Here is a 16,072-nt window from a genome sequence, read left to right as displayed (position 1 = left end):
CGGTCACCTCACGCCAGCGGTAGCGGCGGGCTTGGACGAGCGTCGCTGCAACTCGCCGTACCAGGCGGTGAGGGCCTGGCCGAGGGGACCGTCGATCTTGTCAGCCGCTCGCCACGCCTGCGCTCGCTGATCGTCTTTCCACAGCCGGTAGCTGTGCAGCGTCTCGGCCATCGCGTCCCAGCCGGGGTGGCCGGTCACGTCGTGGGCCTCGACCTGGTCGAGCAGGTCGTCGAAGCCCGTCCACGGCGTTCGCAGCTCGGGCATGAGCGGGCTCGCCGTGAGCGAGGTCAGCAGCTCGGCCTGCTCGACGTGCTCGTCGTAGATGTGCAGCGAGCCGATGTGCAGGTGAAACTCGCCGAGCTTCGCGTCGAGCCACCCGGCGGCCAGCTCGTGCAGCACGGAGTAGAAGAACACGTCGTACGGCATGCCGATCCACACGTCCTGGCCGCGCATCATCGTCGCCATGTGCAGGCGGCCGTTGCGAAGGTGGAAGCGGAAGCCGAGGGTGCAGGGCACATCCTTGTGCCCGGCGGCGTCCTGGGCCGGGTCGTAGAGCTGGATCAGGGCCCGCCGGGAGTCGGGGTCTTCCTTGAGGATCTCCACGACACGCGCGAGCTGGTCCACCCTGCCGGCCCAGTTCCGCATCCTCGGCCCGTACGCACCGCGGAGGACGCCATCGTCGGCGTACTGCCGCAGCCGCGCGTTGTAGTCGAAGATCCACGGGGCGTCGGATCCGGAGAGGTGCCAGACGGTCTCGGCGACCGCGAAGGCGGGGTTCACGAGCCGGGTTGGTGGCGCGTAGAGCAGGCGGGCGCGCGGCTGGGTGAGCAGCAGGTGGACGTCACGGACTTCCCGGGTGGACATGCCCCGCGGGCTGACCTTCTCGCCGGACTTGGCCAGCGTGACGGCGCCGGCGAACAGCTCGGCCATGCTGTCGGCGGTGAGGTGTGTCATCGGACGGATGCTCCTTCGCCCTGGGGCGATGTCGGGGCCGCGCCCCGGGCATCGTGGTGGACGGGGTCGGATGATCTGGCGGGGGTTTCGGCGCGGTGGATGATGAGGCGGGCGACCTGTGCCGCGCTGTCGCCGCGCCAGCGGCACACCGCGTCCATGCACGTCTGCGGGACGGGCGAGCGTGATTCACGCAGTGCGGAGAGCGCTTCGGCGACGTCAACCGCGTTGTGGCACCGGGTCGCCAGGCCGTGGTCTGCCAGTGCCAGCGTGCGTTCGCCCGGCGGGCCGATTTCGAGGACCGGGACATCGAGCAGCGCAGCCTCGATCCCGCACGTTGAGTACGCGCTCGCAAGCGCGTCGGCCCCGGCGAGGCAGCCCCGCGCGCCGACCCGCGGATCGGCCACGGCCACGGGCGGCCCGCCGCCTTGCTTCAGCAGCGTCGTGAAGGCATCGGCGTTCTGCGCCGGATGCGGAGCAATGACGAGCCCCCAGTCGCCGTCCGCCTTACTCAGGCCATCCAAGAGGAGGTCCGCCTGTGCCTTGAGGTGATCGGGTCTGAACGGCTGGGAGGCCCACACCGCGATCCGGGCGGGAGTGCGGCGGCTGCCCGGGGCCAGCAGCTTCTCCAGGTACCGCCGCTGGGTCTGACGGCCGAGGCCGGCGAGCACATCGAAGCGTGGCTGTCCCAGCACGTGCACCTCGGCCGCGGGGTGGCGTACCCACGCGCGGGCCAGGGGAAGGTCCCGTTCGCCCATGACGACGATGTCGCGGCTGTGCAGTGCCGGCCAGGCCACCGACTCCGCGGTCCACGCGCCGTGCTGGACGTGGACGGTGTTCGCGCCGTGACGCTCGGCCGCGTGCGCGGCCAGGGCACCCAGTGGGCTGGTGTCGTTGCTGAGGAGGACGGTGTGCGGCCGGATCGCGGACAGGACGCCGTCGAGCCAGCTCTCCGCCTGCACCAGGGTCCGCCACGACGGCTGGGTGCATCCGCCGCTGGTTTCGAGAAGCACGGACAAGAGCCGTACGAGACGTGCGAGCTGGAGGTCGTGGCCCCTGATGTGGACGAGCTGCGCATCATCGGTGCGGTGCAAGCCCTCGACGGTGCCGGAGAGGGTGAAGAGGGCACTCGGCGCCGAGCGCAAGTCGATGTCCGCGGCCGTCGGCGCAGAGCACCGCTCCGCCGGATCGGTGGCCAGGTCGAGCACGAGGCTCGACCGTCCGTCGCGCTCCAGCTCGACGAGAACAGGCATGAGGGTGCCTGCGTGCCGCGAGTTCCACGACAGCGCCACGACGTCTCGCTGCCGGAGGTCCGAGGGAAGCGGGTCCGGCTCCGTGTGCACCGTTCCGGCACGTGTGCGATTGCGTAACTGGGCCGAGCGGCTCGGGTTGTGCGGAGCGGCGGTCCCGAGCAGGTAGGCGATGCCGGACCAGGTGACGGTGTAGGCGAGATACTCGCGCGAGCTGTTCGTACGTAGTCCGACGAGCCCTTCGTACGGGGCCAGAGCCAGGGGCCCTGGAGCCGACGCGAAGGGCTCCCAGGCGTTGAGGGCCAGGAGCTTGCGCACGATCTCGGTCACGAAGCGCCTCACGGGAACGTGCTGGACGTGAAGCCAGTCGGCCCCGCCCGGTGTGGAGGTGAGCGCGGAGCCGTAGCGCTCCAAGGCGTCCATGACGTTCGTGACGAGATCGCGCACCTCCCGCCGGTCGACGGGGAGGGTCTCCAGATGCCGGGTCCGGGTGTAGTCGGTCTTCACGTGGTCCAGAGCGCCGCTGCCGACGAGAGTCCACCTGGGCTTGCCGGGCCAGTCGGAGCGGACCAGACCCAGCCCACCGGTCGTACGCAGGTGGTTCACACCAGGCTCCCCTCGACGAACGGCTCGGCGGAGCAGAGGAGTTGCAGCAACTCCTCTGGCGAACCGGCGATCTCTGGTGCGGGTGAGCTGGGCTGCCCGTATCCCCACCCGGCATGGATGTAGGCGATGCCGGCGCGGGCAGCCGATTCCCGGTCGACCGCCATGTCCCCCACGTAGACGGCGGCGGCGGGGTCGACTCCGAGATCGACCAGGGCGAGGAGGATCGGATCGGGGGCCGGCTTCGCGCGGCCCAACCCAGCGGGGGTACGGACGGTCGCGAAGTGGCAGTCGAACCGTCCGAGGAGCGGGGCGGCGCGGTCGATGTGCTTCGACGTCACCACACCCAGACGCCAGCCGGCGGCCACGAAGTCGTGGAGCATCTCGCTAACGCCGGGGAATTCCTGGGCGAGGTGTGAGGCGGCCACGGCCTTGGCCTCGTACGTCCGGCGGACTGCCTCGCCATCGGCCACGCCCAGCCGTTGCATGATGTCGCCGAACTCGCGTCCCAGATACCGCTCGTACGAGGCGAACGGGATGTCGAGACCGTGCGCGCTTCGTACCTCTTGCCACGCGACCTCCATGACCGGCCGTGTGTCCAGCAGCACACCGTCGAGATCGAGGAGGAGAGCGCGGGGTGACATGGACTGCTTCACGAGCCGGAAAGGCCCCGAAGGGGGAGGAGGCGGTTGATGCGGCACGGTAGTTCTCCCTGGTCGAGGGGAATGAGGTGTCGGGCTGTCGATGTGACGGGGCCGTGCAGGCGACCCGTCAGCAATCCCGGGGCTCGCCGGACAGATAGAGGGCGGTGTGCCGGCCGAGCCAGCAGCGTTCCCGGTGCGCCCAGCCGTTTTGGAGGTCCTGTACCTGCTCCTCGGTGAAGCCTCGTTGCCACGGTCTGTCGTCCGGCTCGGCTCCTCGCTCGGGCCAGACGCGGACGAGGACGTACAACTGCCCGCCGGGCCTGAGCCACCGACGTACGTCACCCATGAAGCGCGGATGGTCAATGAACGGGAGGACGTTGCGGCAGACCACGACGTCGAGCGAGCCGGGCTGCAGGGCGGGAGGAATCGCCGCCGCGTCGAAGTCGTGTACGCCGTACTGCAGCCGCTTCTCGATGCCCTGGCCGCGTGCGATCTGGATCGCGGCCGGTGAGAAGTCCAGGCCCAGCACGTCGTAGCCCCAGCGGAAGAGCTGCCTGCTGAAGCTGCCGATGCCGCAGCCGACGTCGAGCACGGTCGCTCCTGAGCGCGGTCTCATGTGCTGCGTGAAGCGGTCGGATTCGGCGTCGGTGACGAGGCGGTCTATCGCCCGGCGTTCTCGGTACCAGCCGTCCCACCGGGCGGCGGTGACGTGCTCCGTGCCCGTCTTCATGCCGCGTCCTGGGGGTCATCGGTAGATGCCGGGGGCGTCGTGTTCTCCGCTGAAGGCAGTCGGGAGGGGTGGTGGAAGCGGGTCCGGCTGGAGCCGCCTCCCTGTACTTCGGCGGCGGGGATGGCGAAGAGAGCGCTGCTGGCTTCCCAGGGCGATTCCGGGACGGTTTCCTGAATGGCGAGCGGGGCCTCGCCCCGCTCGCGGTCCGGCAGGAGGCGCGGCGCACGGTCGGTGTGACCTTCAAACGTCATCGTGCCCTCCGCACGTCACGATCGGATCGGGTGCTCGACGATGGCGCCACGAGCGGTCCCAGAAGGGATCGCAGTGATCGAGACATTCCGGAACTCCCATCTGACGTCGGCCACTTGCAGGTGCGGGCAGTCGGGGGCTATGCAGATGCAGTGCAGAGTGCGTGATCTGGCGACTACGTTGAGCGAACCGTGGATTCGCGGAGAGGGGTATCCCCGAGCGGCTGCCAAGGCCGCCAAAGCGCCAAAGATCATTTGGAACGGAGGGGCACGCCATGGCCCGTACGCGTAACACCGCCCTTGCCGCAGTGCTCACCGAAACCGGCTGGTCACAGACTCAGACAGCGGCTGCCTTCGTCCGTGTCGCGTCGGCGTGCGGAGCCCGAGATGAGATGAGGGTCACGCGGTCGCACGTCTCGATGTGGCTGGCGGGCACGCGCCCGAGCGGGCAGGCGCCCCATATCCTCTGCGAGACGCTGTCGCGCAAGCTCGGACGCCGGATCACCCTGGCGGAGATCGGGCTCGCAGCCCCAACCGCGCAGGCGGCAGACGGTTCCGACTGGAGCGTCGACCCTTTGACCCTGCTGGCCGAACTGGGAAGCGACGACCTGGACATGCACCGACGCAAGATGCTGGCCTCGACTGCCTACTCTGTAGCCGGCCTTGCGCTTCCCCCAGCGGCGTGGTGGGAATCCGCACCCAGGGTTGCCCAGGAGCGACAACCTGCCTCTCCACAGCGGGTTACGTCTGCGGACGTTGACGATGTGCGCGAGCTGACCGACTTCTTCTCCGCGCGTGATCAGCAGCGTGGCGGTAGCAAAGGACGCCGTGCGCTCGTCGGGTACTTGCGAGGGGAAGCATTACCGCTGCTCAGCAGTCGTTTCAGCACCGAGTCGCGGCGGCGCGAGACGTACTCGGCCGTCGCTGAAATGACGTACCTCGCAGGTTGGATGGCTTTCGACGCCTCCGAGCACCGCACCGCCCAGCGCTACCTGACGCTCGCGGCCCGGATCGCGGCAGAGGCGGGCGACGGGCCGCTTAGCGGCCACATCCTGCGAGCCCTCGCCCACCAGGCCGTGGATCTGGGACATCCCCAACGAGCGCTTGAACTCGCAGGCGCCTCCATGTCGAACGACCGCTACGGACAGGCCGGCCCCAGAGAACGAGCCTTGCTCGGCATCGTGCACGCCCGTGCCCTCGCCGTGACCGGCGACCGGTCCGGCACCCTCTCCGCGGTTAGCCGCGCTGAACGTGACCTGTCCCAAGCCGACGCAGACGAGGCCCCGAGCCGCGTCGGGTTCTTCCAGGAAGCATCGCTGGCCCACGAGACAGCCTGCGCGCTGCGCGACCTCGGGCAGCCGCGCGACGCCGAGATCCATTTCCGGCGCAGCGTCGCGACCCGCCGTCGCCAGCTCTACGCCCGTACCCACAGCGTGACGCTGGGATATCTCGGAGCGGTTCAGGTGCGGCAGGGGCGTCTCGACGAGGCGTGCGCTACTTGGACGCAGTCGTTGGACGCCATGTCTGGCATTCACTCCGGTCGTGCTCGTGACGTCATCGTCCGCATGCAGAGTGACCTCTCGCCCGTCCGGAAACGGGGTGGCCGGCAGGTCGCGGAGCTGGACCGCCGGGCACGGGACTTGCTGCGGATCGTAGGCTGACCGCCAAGCAGCTCTGCGGTGCCGGTTGACGGCTGCATCTCTGAGGGAGGGACGAGCGCCGATGGCGACGTACCAGGTCGAATCGATCGGAACGGTCGTCGGGGGCCACACCCGCGTCCAGGACGACTACCAGGCCGGGGTCGAGTCGGTCATCCGCCTCAACGAGGCGTACCCCCTCGAAACGCTGCAGGGGATCGAGGAGTTCTCCCACCTGACCGTGACGTGGCACTTCCACTTGGCGCGTCCCGAAGATGTCCAGCTCCACGCACGGAGTCCACGGGGGAACCCGCGGTGGCCAGCGACCGGTACGTTCGTCCACCGCAACCACCGGCGCCCCAACCAACTGGCAACCAGCTACCCACGGTTGCTGGGCGTGGAAGGCCGGGAAATTCGAGTGACGGATCTTGACGCAGTCGACGGGACGCCAGTTGTCGACCTGGCCCCGTACTTCGTTGAGATGGGGCCGCGAGGCGATGTCCGCCAGCCTTCGTGGCCGGGCGAAATGCTGGCCACGTACTGGCTCGACGCTTCGAAGAGACCGTAACTTCTCCATCACGACCCTCGCGGCTCGACGTCCAGAACCGGGACGATTCGGAGCAGGCAGCGACGGACAGAGCAGATGTCCGCCCAACCCTCCGTTCCCTCCCGCTCGGGATGCGCCGCCTTCGGCCACGGCCCTAGGCGATGGGCTTCGTCTGTGACTGACGCCGCTCGACTTCCGGTCGGCGGTGCGTGCGCTGGCGGTTGAGCCGGTCGGTCGTTGGCCTGCTCAAGGGCGGGGCCCGCAGTTCAGATATCGCAGTTGTCCATTGACATCGAACCCAGTCGTTTGCCGTCGAACCGAGTCGTGCCGCATCCAGCGTGCCCAGGACCACGAAACGAAGGACGCCAGACGGCAAGCCATCGGCCCTATGGTCAGCTACCCCACAGCACAGCAGGCCCGTTCATCAGTCGCCGAGAGTCCCCATGCACGTCATGCACCGGCTCGTTGCCCGCAATTGTGTGTTCCCCCCAGTGGCAATGGCTGGGCTGCCTTCGCTGATACGGTCCCAATCTCCGGGGGACGAATCGATAATCCAGCCCCACCTCGGGGGCCGCACCTCGTCTTCTGTCATGTGATCGCAGGCGCCTGGAACGTGCGCCTTGCCACTCTGTTTGATCAAGATGGCGTTGCCGGGGAACCGCCGCCACTCCTGCCGAACACGTCTTCTCTCCGGGTGTGCCTTGGGCACACTGCCATCAGGAGGGCAGGGGCACCCCATGCCGATGATGTTGTCGCATCGCTCGCAGCGCACCTCTTTCCGCATGTGAACAACTATCCCATCTGAGAGTGCGCAGCTCACGTGGCACTGCATGGCCTCGATGTCCTTGCAGGAGCACCGAGGGGTCAACCGTGCTACGAGTCTTCATTGGCGCATACCGCGATTCGACTCGGGCTGGATGGCAAGCGGCTGGCTTCGATGACAACAGACAGCAGTTCGCTGCCGGCAGATACGGAAGATCGCGCAAGGACTGGTCAGCGAGGCAAGGCCAAGTCAACATCGACGACCTTGAAGTAATCCCAGGTCGGCGATCCAGCGCATCACTCGCGTAGATGATGCCGTTCGTGGACGAGACCGGCCGGGCTGTCGCCTACGTCCCACGGGGCAACACGGCGCAGCTTGGGCATCTGCTGCCCGAGGTCGCGGTGGTCCTGGCCTGGCACGGCCCCGTTCAGTGACCCCCGCGCCGTTCCTGCCGCAGCGCATGCGTTTGATCGGCAACCGAGCACCCCTTTGGAGGCGCCCCTGTATTCCGGCTTTCCACTCGATCCTTCCGCTCCGATGGGCGCTACATGCGCGTACTCGGTCAGTCCTCGGCACCTGGCCGGTGATGACGGGCGCCCGTACGACGCCGTCGCCGATGCACTCGGTGGCCTGGGCTGGACGAGCCTGACAACCGTTCGGGGCCGGCGGGAGCCGGACGAAGCGCCGGAGGACCGGCAGGTCCTGCGTAGCACCGTCCTGCACATCGCCCACGACGCCCTGCGCTGGGCCCAGTGGGTGCTGGCCGACGAGCCGTTCCACCTGGGAGACCTGCCGATCGCCTGGCAGGTCTCCGCCCGCACGGACACCAGCGACCTCGCTGAGTGGTCGGCCTACTTCACGACCGGCGTGCCCGGCGAGGCGGTGGCCGACTTCCTCGCCGCGCTCGACGCCCACCCCCGGCCCGCGGTGCCGCTCGTCCGTCCCGAGCTGGTGGTCGACGCCGTCACCGCGCACGGGTGGCTCCGCGACGTCGACCAGTCGGCGGGGACGACGGATCCCACGTTCATCTCGCACGTCAGCCTCGGCGAGGTACCGCCCCTCATCCAGGACGCCGATCCACGCGCCATGACCGCCGAACCTGATGAGCCGGGACCAAGCGGATGGCAGGCATGGGCCCAGCCCGCCCCTGGCGCACCCTATCTGTGGGCGGTGTCCTTCTCCGCCTCCGCTCCGCACGACCTCGTGGCCGCGTTCGCCGCCTCCCTCAGTTCGACGGCGTCGGTCCTGCGCCGCCTGATACCCGAGGCAACCCGCGAACGACTCCGGTGGACGCGCGCTGGCTAAGACTGCGAAAACGCTGGAGTACGTGACGTTCGCGCACCGTGGTCGTCACGGGAATCCAGGCGTCGACTGCGACGCACCGACCTCCTGGCCCTCGCTGCGCGCCACCGAAGCCCGACCTCCGACCGAGGAATGGTGTGAGGCGTCTGCTGCCTGGGTTGCAGTCAACCGTGCCGACGGGTTACGGCTCGTGCGGGGGTTGTGTGTGTGCGGTACCCGCGCGAAGGAGCGCGCGTAGCGACTGTGAATGCCGGAGGCGCCTTTCCGCCGTAGTGCCGTTATTGCAGGTAGAGATGATGAGATGCAGGGGAAAAGGGCCGTGACGGTCACTTTGTCGATAGGTACAGCGTTTCTAGGGCCGTTGGCGATCGGTTTGGATCGCTATGAACCAGCAAGCGAAGTGTCTCAGTGCAGCAGAAGTGGCGATCGACCTCTCCAGCAGGGCAAGGGCTGCCCTGGCTGACGGCAAGAAGGATGTTGCTATGGCCATGGTGGAGGTGGCCCACACCTACTCCTTCATGGCCGAAGCGGGCCTCACGCTCCCTCGTGACGGTGGAATCCTGCTGCCGTACGCGGTCGCCCCCCACGTGCCTGTGCCGCGTCCCGGCATCGAACACGACGCCAACGATCGGCCGGCGGTGACAGGACCGGAAGTTGGGCGTAGCTCGGCCGACGTGAACGAGCGGGCCGAGGAGGAAACCAACGACGCAGGCACGGACAGGGCTGTGCCGCCCCTTTTGCTTCGCGCCTACCAGGTCGTCCTGGCAGCCGGTGGAACCATGTACGGCACCGACCTCGCCGAAGCCCTCGACATCCGCGCCCAGCAGATCGGCAAGGATCTGACGAGGATGCTTCGTGCCGTCGGGATCAGCCGACCGGGCAACGGGGCCGTCCGCGTGACCCCTGACGAGCCCTATCGGAACGGGTACCTGGCCGAGACACTCGCCGCCTACCGAGTGCGGGCCGAACTGGCAGACGCGTCATGAGACAGGAAGAACGGGGTGGGGCGGCCCCCCATGGAGTTCTCAGACGGAGGAATCTAGCGAGCGGGTGCCGTAGCGGGAGGACGCCCGCCGGGATACGGGGACGGCTCCTTCACGAATCCCTAGCAGCGGTGAGTCGGCTCGGGCCTGCACGCTGATTCCCTCGCTCGGCTGGGGGCAATTGAGTTGCTAGAACGCTAGAGGGCAGGTCAGCGTGCGCGCTTCCAGCAGGCGGGGGTGCTAGTCCTAGCACCCCCGCTAGCAGGGCCTGAACGTCCTGTAAAGCGACCAACCGCGTAGGCCATCCGGTAGGAAGGGTCCGAAGCCGGGCGCGCCGCACGGACGTGTCAACTACGCAGAGGCTTTTGGGCTGTCTGCCCGGGAATGTATGGGCTTATATTGGGATGAGCGACGATGGTCCTCGTGGTCGTGGTCGTGGTCTGGGGATGGAGGGTGTGGGGTTGGGCGGCTGTGGCGCGTTGGGAGTAATTGCTGGGGGTGTTGCGGATACGCCAGAGGAGGACTTCGGCGGGGGCTTTGGCCGTACCGAGTTCTCGTTGGGCCGCTACCTCGCCGAGGAGTTGTCGTGGCTGGTGTCCTCCGGCTTGGGCGAGGGTGGTGGCCAGGGCGGGCCAGGCAGGGTCGGCGAGGATGCCTTCGGCGTGCTCGGGCAGCACTTGGCGGATGAGGCCGGCGTACCCGTGTTGGATGTCGGGGCGGGGCGCGTGGGTGGCGAGTTGGGCCAGGGCGGGGGCGGCGGTGTGCTGGTAGGCCGCTTGCAGGTGGGCAAGCGTCGTCTGCGCGGCGGCGGCTTGCTGGGCGTGGCCCCTGGCTTGGTGGAAGCGGTGGGCGGCGATGGCCACCAGGGTCAAAGTGATCAGCAGGTCCGCGACAGGGGCGGTGTCGACAGGTTGGCCGGCGGTACGCAGGAGCCGCTTCGCCGAGGTGCGCAGGGCAGCGGCCTGTGCGTGTTCGAAGCGGATGCGTGAGCGGGTGGCGCGTTCGAAGTGTTGAGCGGCGGCGAAGATCTCGACGCGGGCGGGGCCGGTGGTGACGCTGGGCAGGATGTCCAGCAGGTCGCCGACGGCCGCAAGCTGCGCCTGTGCGATGGACCGGTCATCGCCGTGGAGACTGGCGTGGGCGGCCCGGACGGCGCGGGTGGTGTGGCGCCACCGCGCGCTTGCGCGGCCTGTCCGGGCCCGGCTGGGCGTGTCAGGTGCGGTGTCGTGGGCGGTGATCCGTTCGCGGATTTTGGGCCAGGTCAGGTCCTTGGCGAGGGTGCCGCCGGCGAACCACACTGGCTCGCCGTCCTTGTTGCGGTTGTCGGCGACGGCGACCTTGAGGCCGATGACGTCGCCGGACGGGGCGATGCGCTTGTTGACCAGCACGTGTGATCCCGCGAGCTTGGTGAAGAAGTCTTCCTCGGAGGTGGCGTGGGCGGCGGCGGTGCGCACGATGGCGCGCAGCTCGTCGCGTGTGGTGATGGCTTTTCCCTGGCGGTCGGCTTTGTGGCGTTCGGCGCTGGTGGCGCGTTTGGCGGCGGTGCCGTCGCCGGCCTTCACCCGGGTGAGGCCGTAGTCGGTCTCGATGCTCCGGCACTCGGCCTGGGCGCGTTTGCCCGAGCGGTGGTGGTCGGGGCGGCGGCCGTCCTCGCGCACCAGGGTGGCGACGATGTGGATGTGGTCGTCGGCATGCCGCACTGCGGCCCAGCGGCAGCCCGCCTCATCGCCCGCCGGGGCGATGCCGGTAGCGGCGACGATGCGGCGGGCGATCTGCGCCCATTCCGTGTCGGTGAGGATCTGGTCGCACTTCGCGGCTCTGACCGAGCAGTGCCAGACGTGCTTGGCCGGGCGCTGGTTCGCCTCAAGCAGGTGCAGTGGCTGGTCGAGCAGGTCGCGTAGGTCCGCGCGGGCGGCTGTCGGGTCGCGGCCGGGGTCGGGGGCGGTGTCATCGTGCGAGGCGACGAGATGGGCGTCGACGTGCGCTTCGGCCTTGCCGGGGCCGTAGAGGTAGTTCAGCAGGCCGAGGGTGGAAGAGCCCTGCTTGTGGACCTTCGGGATCACCGGTCCTCCGGACGCTGGGGGTTCATCAGCGCGACGAACTGGCCGGTGGCGTTCTTCAGATCCTCGGCGGCTTGCTGGACCAACGCGACGGCGGCATCGAGCTGGGCGGGGCGCTCCCCGGTATGGAGGGCCTTGACGGCTTGGTTGAGGAGGTTTCCGTTGGCGCGCAGGGTGCGGTGCGCGGCGAACAGTTCCGCCAGCATCTCCCGGTTGGACGCGATCAATGCGGCTGTGCGCTCGGGGTCGGCCGCGGCGGCGAGCGCGGCACGGGCCATGTAGGTGGCCCGGGTGACCTCGGCAGCTGTCGCGCCGGCGTCGATGACGGCCAGCTCGCGCGGGCTCAGCCGCACGCTGACCGCCGTACGCTGCCTGCGATTACGGGGACGCTGCCGTACCCGCCGCCGGCCGGCGACCCGCCGTCCGGGCTCGGGTCCGCCCTCGGACCCGGCCCCTTCCCCCGGTGCCCCCTGGCGGCGGGCGGCCTCCGCCACCCCCGGGGCGGAGGCCGGTTGGGACACTCCCCCGCCGGGGGAGTGTCCCAACCTCCAACTTGCTGTGCTGGTTCGGTCAGGTGGGAGGCGTCGCCAATGCCTGTGGTGCGGCTCGTGTTCGGCGGAGGTGCGGGTTGCGAAGGTCCCAGGTTCGGGTTCGGGTTCGGGCATGGAGGGGCTCCTGTGGGCGGGTGCGCGGAGCTGAGGTTGTAGTGGGGCTGGTCCTGGATGGTGGGCGGACCATGTTGAGGTCGACCTCAACATGGGCGTGTGCGTGGGCGCTCGATCGCTCGTGGCTGCGGTAGAGATCTGGCGGCCAGCGGAAGTCATCGCGGCGCTTGCGCGCTGGTGAGGTGCTTCTGGTACGGCTGGCCGGAAGGGGTACCGGCTTCCGCCCGCAGGGTCTTCATGATCTTGGTGAGGCGTTCTCCGCTGATGGTGAGCCCTTGGTCGCGGATGGCGGTTTCGACCGCTGCGCGGGAGGTTTCGCCGTGGGTTTCGGCGGTCGTGCGGGCGATGGCGAGCAGCTCGTCGAGGTCGGCGCCCGGTGGGCGCCCTGTGCGGCGCTGTGTGCCCTGGTCAGGGGTGGCGTGGGGTGGCTGGGCCACCCCGCCGGTATCGGCCGTTGTCGGGTCGTCGTTGGTTTCGGCCGCCTGGTCCGTAGGCGGCGGATCTGGTTGCACGGCCGGGAGGTGGGTGGCGGGTGTTCCGTTGGCGCCAGCGGAACTCCCCTTCTCCGCAGCCGGAGTTCCGGTCGTGCTGACGGTGTTGGTTTTGGGGTCCGTGGTGACGTGCGGAAGTCGGTGGACTGGTAGTTCCGGCGTGCTGGTGTGGCCGTGGCGGGCGATGAGGATGTGGAGGTGGACTGCTCCGGCGAGGGCGAGTGGGGCGATGGTGGACAGGACGGCGACGGTGGTGTCGCCGAGGTGTAGTCCGGTTGTGGTGGTGGGGAGTTGGTTGAGGCGGATGGCGTGCAGGGCGTTCGCCCAGATGCTGGCTGCGGTGGCGATGGCGAAGAGGGCACCGACGTAGAGGCGGGCGCGCAGGGGTGCGGCGCGCAGGACGAGGAGGCCGCGGACGCCGTAGGCGATGAAGCCGTCGATGACGAGGGGGAAGAGGTAGGTCAGGGGCCAGCGGATGTGGATGGCGATGGCCATCTGCTGCAGGGCGTCGTAGGACAGGGCGCAGCCGGCGGCGCCGAGGAGGGTGATGGCGGCGCGGTCCCAGCCGGTGGCGGCGCGTCGCTCGGGCTGCGGCGGTGCGGGTATCGGGGCAGGGTTGGGCATGGTGCGGGTCTCCGTTCCTCCGCGGTGGGCGCTCGTCGTTGGCGCCGGCCGCGGGGCGGCAGGTGCGGGGGAGGGCTTCGGCGCGGTGCCGGTTAGGCGGCGGGGTGGCGTCGGCGGTCCGGGCCGGTGAGAGTGAGCTGGCAGGTCATCTGCGCCAGCCGGGAGGTGACGCGGTCGCCGAGCTTGGCGCGCAGCTCGCGGATGGGCAGGTTGGTGGTGACCACGGTGGGTCTGAGGTACTCGTACCGGTGGTTGATCAGCCGGTAGACCAGTTCCTCGGTCCACTCCGAACTCTTCGCCGCGCCGAGGTCGTCGAGCAGAAGCAGCGGGCAGCGGGCCAGCGTCTGCATCTCGCGTTCGGGGTCGTGGCCGGTCCGGGGGCGCAGTTGCGCGTACAGGTCGGCTTCGGTGGTGGCCTGCCAGCGCAGGCGCATGCCGGCGGCAAGCAGCGTGCGGATCGCGCCGTACGCCTGGTGCGTCTTCCCCACCCCGGTCGGCCCGGCCAGCAGCAGCGAGCCGCCGGTGGCCAGGCCCGGTGCCCCACCGGGGCCTGGGCGGCCGGAGCGGGTGAGGTCATCGACCCAGGAGGTGATGCCGGGATGGTCGGCGACCGCGCGGCGGTAACGGGGCGGGATGCGCTGCTCAGCCAGCTCCAGCGCCGCGATCGGCTCCGGACCGCCGTGCTCGGGTACCGCGTCGGCGGGGATGCCGCGGGTGGAGAGGATGCTGGTGAGACGCTCGGCGATCCGGTCGCCGACCACGGTGGCCACGGGCTGCGGCTCAGGCACCTTCACAGCTCCTCGGCGTAGGCGGCGTCCGGGTCGGCCGGGTTGGTCCACGCCCGGTGCGGCTGGCGCCCCTGTGTGTCTCCGGCTGGGTTCATGGCTTCGTTCACCAGCGAAGGCAGCACGCTGGGGTGCATCGGCTTCGACGCGAACCGCGCCAGCCCGGCCCGGACGTGCTCAGCGGGCACGCCCTCGGTGAGGAGCTGCTTGACCTCGCGGCCGAGGTGGTCGAGGACCCGCTTCGGTGGGCGGCTCGGGCAGGCTGCGATGTAACCGCCGATGAGCTTCCCGACCGCGCTGGTCTGAGGTGCGGGCGCGCTTGCGCGCCCCCCAACGGGGGATCCATGATCCACGGTCCTAGGTCCAAGATCCGGACCGTGAGTGCTCACCGCGCCCTCACCGACTCCTCCGTGTCGGCGCCGTGACGTCTCACTGCGCCCTCCGTGAGGCGTCACGGCGCCCTCGGTACGGGGAGTAGGAACCGGTGCCTGCGACGAAGGGACCGGAGCCGATGACGGCGGTGTCGTGCCCGGCTGGTGCTTCGGGCAGGCGGGCACGCGTGAGCCGCTGGGCCGGTTGATCTTCTGGTGGCGGTGCCAGGAGACGATGTGCAAGTACGTCTTGCCATCGCCTGCGGTGTAGCGGCAGATCAGGTCGGCGTCGGCGAGCTGCGTGAGGTCCTCTTCGACGAGGAGGGGGGTGTGCTGGGGCCGTAGCGGCCACAACTGGCCCGCGATGATCGCCGGATGGTCCCGCATGCGGCCGTGGTCGTCAGCCTGGGTCAGCAGGCCGAAGAACGTGCGCTCCGCGGTCAGCGACACCGAAGCGAGCGATTCGGAGGTGAACGCCTCCGGCTTGATGGTGCGGATGCGTGCCATGCCTCACCACCCCCCAAGGGATGCGAGGCGGGCAGGGCAGACCGTACACTCGGTCACGGAAACTCCTCACCCGGCAGCCTTCGGGGCGGCAACCCCAGGCCAGAGCCGGTAGGTCGTTCAGGGATGGGCGGTCGTCGAGGTTTCTGCTTCGAACCCCCGGTGTTGGTAGCGCCGGGGGTTTCGTCATACGTCGCGCATGATCCATTGTGGCACACCTCTGCGGATTGCAGCAAGTGTTATGCGGGCCGCAGGACGCATGCTATGGTAGATCCACCCCTGCAAACCGCAGGATGGCCACTGCGTAAGGAAGGGGGTCTGGTGGTCGAAGCCGACGCCGACGACAGCAACAGGCCGGGCCCGGAGGACGACGAAGACGGGCCGGTGCTGCGCGGCGAGGAGAACGTCGCCGTGCGCGTCCGCCTGGAGCGCGAGGCCCGCGGCTGGAGCACCAACGCCGTCTCCGACCGCATGAACGACGCCGGCTACGAAATGAACCCCTCCGCCGTCTGGCGCATCGAGAACGGCAAACGCCGCGTCAACGTCAACGAGGCCATCGGCCTGGCGGAGATCTTCGGTATCTCCCTGGAAAACCTCGTCGGCCCACCCAAGCTGGCCGCCCACACCCGCGCCATGGAGCTGATCGAAGAGGTCCGCCGCAAGATGCGCGACAGCCACAAGGCCAGCCTCGCCTTCGCCCAGGCCCGCGACGCCTTCGACAACTACCTCGACAACCACCCCGAAATCCGCGACGAAGCAGAAGCCGTCATCGCCCGCACCCTCGCCGAGGAAACCGCCAACCTCCCCCAACCCTTCGAAGTCCGCCGCAACGACCCAGCCCCGGACACCGACTCCGACGACGAAGCCGACACCTGAGACCTCCCGGCCCCGGGCGCTACCAACGCCCCAGCCGC

Annotated in this window: 14 protein-coding genes; 5 read left to right on the top strand and 9 right to left on the bottom strand. The window is 69.3% G+C overall.

Going from position 1 to position 16,072, the window contains the following annotated elements; translation table 11 throughout:
* Positions 1-3: 3 nt before the first annotated feature.
* The 4 genes from LG396_RS23790 to LG396_RS23775 all read right to left on the bottom strand — a co-directional run bounded on the left by LG396_RS23790 (position 4) and on the right by LG396_RS23775 (position 4,178).
* Positions 4-954, bottom strand: coding sequence for a thymidylate synthase (locus LG396_RS23790; protein WP_225796301.1), 951 nt, complete (start codon positions 952-954; stop codon positions 4-6).
* Positions 951-2,807 carry a CDP-glycerol glycerophosphotransferase family protein gene (locus tag LG396_RS23785; RefSeq protein ID WP_225796300.1) on the bottom strand — a complete coding sequence of 619 codons (1,857 nt, stop codon included), beginning with the start codon at positions 2,805-2,807 and terminating at the stop codon, positions 951-953. The genes LG396_RS23790 and LG396_RS23785 overlap by 4 nt, the downstream gene beginning before the upstream one ends.
* The gene (locus LG396_RS23780) at positions 2,804-3,448 is read right to left on the bottom strand and encodes an HAD family hydrolase (RefSeq protein WP_225796299.1); all 645 of its coding nucleotides are present in this window, start codon (positions 3,446-3,448) and stop codon (positions 2,804-2,806) included. The genes LG396_RS23785 and LG396_RS23780 overlap by 4 nt, the downstream gene beginning before the upstream one ends.
* Before the next feature lie 127 nt (positions 3,449-3,575).
* A complete protein-coding gene (locus tag LG396_RS23775; RefSeq protein WP_225796298.1) occupies positions 3,576-4,178 on the bottom strand; it encodes a class I SAM-dependent methyltransferase in 603 nt (200 codons plus the stop codon).
* Between the two features lie 523 nt (positions 4,179-4,701).
* On the opposite strand from LG396_RS23775, the gene LG396_RS23770 reads away from it, so the two are divergent.
* From LG396_RS23770 to LG396_RS23755, 4 genes are all read left to right on the top strand, one after another.
* Positions 4,702-6,087 (top strand): NsdA family TPR-like regulatory protein, encoded by a 1,386-nt coding sequence (locus tag LG396_RS23770; RefSeq protein ID WP_225796297.1) that lies wholly within the window; start codon positions 4,702-4,704, stop codon positions 6,085-6,087.
* 61 nt (positions 6,088-6,148) lie between these two features.
* Complete coding sequence (locus LG396_RS23765) at positions 6,149-6,631, top strand: SAM-dependent methyltransferase (RefSeq protein ID WP_225796296.1); 483 nt, start codon at positions 6,149-6,151, stop codon at positions 6,629-6,631.
* A gap of 1,231 nt (positions 6,632-7,862) precedes the next feature.
* Positions 7,863-8,678 (top strand): SPDY domain-containing protein, encoded by an 816-nt coding sequence (locus tag LG396_RS23760; protein ID WP_225796295.1) that lies wholly within the window; start codon positions 7,863-7,865, stop codon positions 8,676-8,678.
* A gap of 479 nt (positions 8,679-9,157) precedes the next feature.
* The gene (locus LG396_RS23755) at positions 9,158-9,661 is read left to right on the top strand and encodes a hypothetical protein (protein WP_225796294.1); all 504 of its coding nucleotides are present in this window, start codon (positions 9,158-9,160) and stop codon (positions 9,659-9,661) included.
* 344 nt (positions 9,662-10,005) lie between these two features.
* On the opposite strand, the gene LG396_RS23750 is transcribed toward LG396_RS23755, so the two are convergent.
* From LG396_RS23750 to LG396_RS23730, 5 genes are all read right to left on the bottom strand, one after another.
* Positions 10,006-11,721 carry a relaxase/mobilization nuclease domain-containing protein gene (locus LG396_RS23750; RefSeq protein ID WP_225796293.1) on the bottom strand — a complete coding sequence of 572 codons (1,716 nt, stop codon included), beginning with the start codon at positions 11,719-11,721 and terminating at the stop codon, positions 10,006-10,008.
* Positions 11,718-12,071, bottom strand: a complete 354-nt coding sequence (locus LG396_RS23745; protein WP_225796292.1) for a mobilization protein — start codon at positions 12,069-12,071, stop codon at positions 11,718-11,720. The genes LG396_RS23750 and LG396_RS23745 overlap by 4 nt, the downstream gene beginning before the upstream one ends.
* Positions 12,072-12,538: 467 nt before the next feature.
* Positions 12,539-13,498, bottom strand: coding sequence for a DUF2637 domain-containing protein (locus LG396_RS23740; protein WP_225796291.1), 960 nt, complete (start codon positions 13,496-13,498; stop codon positions 12,539-12,541).
* A 92-nt stretch (positions 13,499-13,590) separates the two neighbouring features.
* Positions 13,591-14,286, bottom strand: a complete 696-nt coding sequence (locus tag LG396_RS23735) for an ATP-binding protein (RefSeq protein WP_225796290.1) — start codon at positions 14,284-14,286, stop codon at positions 13,591-13,593.
* A 2-nt stretch (positions 14,287-14,288) separates the two neighbouring features.
* Positions 14,289-15,161: a hypothetical protein gene (locus LG396_RS23730; protein ID WP_225796289.1), complete on the bottom strand. Its 873-nt coding sequence runs from the start codon at positions 15,159-15,161 to the stop codon at positions 14,289-14,291.
* Between the two features lie 318 nt (positions 15,162-15,479).
* On the opposite strand from LG396_RS23730, the gene LG396_RS23725 reads away from it, so the two are divergent.
* Entirely contained in the window at positions 15,480-16,034 is a 555-nt protein-coding gene (locus LG396_RS23725; protein ID WP_225796288.1) for a helix-turn-helix domain-containing protein, read from the top strand.
* Positions 16,035-16,072: the final 38 nt, after the last annotated feature.

Source organism: Streptomyces aculeolatus, assembly GCF_020400605.1.
In the GTDB taxonomy this organism is placed as follows: domain Bacteria; phylum Actinomycetota; class Actinomycetes; order Streptomycetales; family Streptomycetaceae; genus Streptomyces; species Streptomyces aculeolatus.
The sequence above is the reverse complement of the archived record's forward strand: the minus strand, read 5'-3'. Positions and strand labels throughout refer to the sequence as shown.

What these genes read in the sequence shown, in the direction of transcription:
- LG396_RS23780 (WP_225796299.1), bottom strand. Translation starts at nt 3,448, where the DNA reads ATGTCACCCCGCGCTCTCCTCCTCGATCTCGACGGTGTGCTGCTGGAC.
- LG396_RS23790 (WP_225796301.1), bottom strand. Translation starts at nt 954, where the DNA reads ATGACACACCTCACCGCCGACAGCATGGCCGAGCTGTTCGCCGGCGCC.
- LG396_RS23775 (WP_225796298.1), bottom strand. Translation starts at nt 4,178, where the DNA reads ATGAAGACGGGCACGGAGCACGTCACCGCCGCCCGGTGGGACGGCTGG.
- LG396_RS23765 (WP_225796296.1), top strand. Translation starts at nt 6,149, where the DNA reads ATGGCGACGTACCAGGTCGAATCGATCGGAACGGTCGTCGGGGGCCAC.
- LG396_RS23770 (WP_225796297.1), top strand. Translation starts at nt 4,702, where the DNA reads ATGGCCCGTACGCGTAACACCGCCCTTGCCGCAGTGCTCACCGAAACC.
- LG396_RS23740 (WP_225796291.1), bottom strand. Translation starts at nt 13,498, where the DNA reads ATGCCCAACCCTGCCCCGATACCCGCACCGCCGCAGCCCGAGCGACGC.
- LG396_RS23755 (WP_225796294.1), top strand. Translation starts at nt 9,158, where the DNA reads ATGGCCATGGTGGAGGTGGCCCACACCTACTCCTTCATGGCCGAAGCG.
- LG396_RS23730 (WP_225796289.1), bottom strand. Translation starts at nt 15,161, where the DNA reads ATGGCACGCATCCGCACCATCAAGCCGGAGGCGTTCACCTCCGAATCG.